2 protein-coding genes are annotated in these 2,073 nt (G+C 41.8%); both read right to left on the reverse strand.

Annotation, left to right across the window (positions count from 1 at the left end; genetic code table 11):
* On the reverse strand, positions 1-632 hold a 632-nt coding region (locus IQR33_RS36050; RefSeq protein ID WP_193844162.1), incomplete at its 3' end, for a hypothetical protein.
* Positions 633-708: 76 nt separating this feature from the next.
* On the reverse strand, positions 709-2,073 hold a 1,365-nt coding region (locus IQR33_RS36055; RefSeq protein WP_228014129.1), incomplete at its 5' end, for a hypothetical protein.

The following is a 2,073-nucleotide window of genomic DNA, read 5'->3' on the forward strand; positions in this document are numbered from 1 at the left end:
TGTAGGTTTCTGGCTTTGCCTTCAACCTGTTCATCATTCATGTCGAAACCAGCTTTAACAACCTCATCAAAAGGTACAAGATTGAAGTGTACGGGGGTTTCCATGAACGGAACCATTTTCATATGGGCCGGGACAGCTTTAACAAGTTCCATGTACGTAGTTGGCTTCACTTCGGTACGCTGAATGGTTAAATCATACCGTCCATCTTCCCCTTTTTTTAAAATCAAACGGTTCGCTGATTCAGAGGCAGCAAACTGAGGTAGATGAGGGTTAATTTCAAGCATATCGTTTGCTAGCTGCTCATTGGAATCACTGGGACGCTCCTCGTGTTTTAGAACCAACAAACGATTTCTGTCTTTCTGCAAATCAGGAATACCTCCATTAGCCTCTGAAAGCACACTCGATTCAAACAAGCTATAACCATGTTTCAGTAGGTACTCTCTATTGACTTCGGTGTATGAGTCTAGATAAGGCAGGGACGTTAAAGGGTCAAAAGATTGCTGATAATCTCTTGCAGACTTTATTTCATTTAGTAGGCCTCCAGGGAGCCTGTATTCATTATGAATACTCTCCAGAGCTCTATCTATAGGGGTTATATGAACCCACTCAGTCCAAAACCTCAGTCTAAACATATTCCATGTCCAATCATTAGGGGTCTTGTTTGTGGCGTTTTTAAAAACAGTTGAAAGTATCATAGATTACATAGTCCTATTTGCTTGCACTTGGTGGTCGTTCAGACTTTTCACCATTTCCTGTGTTTCCATTTCCGTTATTACCACTGCCATTATTACCATTGCCTTGCAGATCCTGTTGAGGTTGTTGTTTCTGAAGTGAACCATTAAAAGCATCAGACATTTTGTTGAAGGTACCATTCGTTGCTGATAGGTACTGATCAGAATCACCAAATTGACCAATAGCATCTGTAGCAACCCAAGACATTAAATTGTTGGCAAATAAGTTCGGAGCTTTCAGACAATAAGTAAGTAAACCAAATAGAACGATTGGATATCCTCCTGTAAGCATAACTAAATCAAAAAGATCCCAAGAGGAAGGTAGATTAACTCCAATTGACTTCCACCAAACGCTATTAAGGAAAGCTAAGCTGAGGTTACACATTGCAAACCCCAGCATTAGTCCAATTACATGAAGAGTCGGCCTCAGGAATATTGCTCCGTAGAGGGCGGCCATTCTTAGACCATGAACAGCCATTAGCCCTTCACCTGCTGCTGAGGCTAATAAAGCACTGCCCAGGGCAATTCCTGCCAGAGCTTCAGCACATATGATGAAAAAAGCGGTAACCACAAATAGGAATGTAATTATTGGCACCATGGGCAATACATTTCCTAATATAAAAGCACCTAGAAGGCTTGATACAACCAATGGGGCTACTGTTTTAACGAAGAAGGCCAAAGGTATAGCGAATGGAGCTGAAAAAGCAGAACTCTCAAGGGCACCTTTGATGACATCTGCGCCTTCAGTTGCCAATACAACGATGTACCAAATGTTCTTAAGCGCTTCACCTAACGTAGATAATAACGCCAAAGCATTTGTAGACCCTGTAACGTCGAATAGTGCTCCATCATAGTCAATGCCGCTCATCCCTGGCGTTTCTATTGCAGATGCCAGATTACCATTATAATTACCAAGGCTTAGAGCTGAGCTTAATATTTCGGAAGCAACAGATACTATTGCAGACTCGTTGCCAGTCGCCGCTGCTTTTGCGTTTTCATTTGTCGAGTGAACGGCCATTAGTGCGGACCAGTTATTCAACTTCTGCGCCTCAGGCCAATCTGATTTTATGTCTCCACTCATTGCAAGTTGTTCAGTTAAGTTCCAAGTGAACTTTGGAAAATTGCTTGCCAGCCAATACGTCTTACATTCGTTTGCTTCATCTATTTCATCATCAAGAGAGGAATCGAAAAGGTTTATACTTGGAATCCATGAGAATACAGAACGGCAGAAACTGGTTCTTTCCGGTATATTTGTACTCATTACATTGTCTAATGAAAAACCTACTCCAGATGAAGCTAATTGCATCATTCCATTCATACGGCTAAACGCTAGAGGAGCCAT

This window comes from Vibrio sp. OPT46 (assembly GCF_015163535.1).
GTDB classification, from domain to species: Bacteria; Pseudomonadota; Gammaproteobacteria; order Enterobacterales; family Vibrionaceae; genus Vibrio; species Vibrio alginolyticus.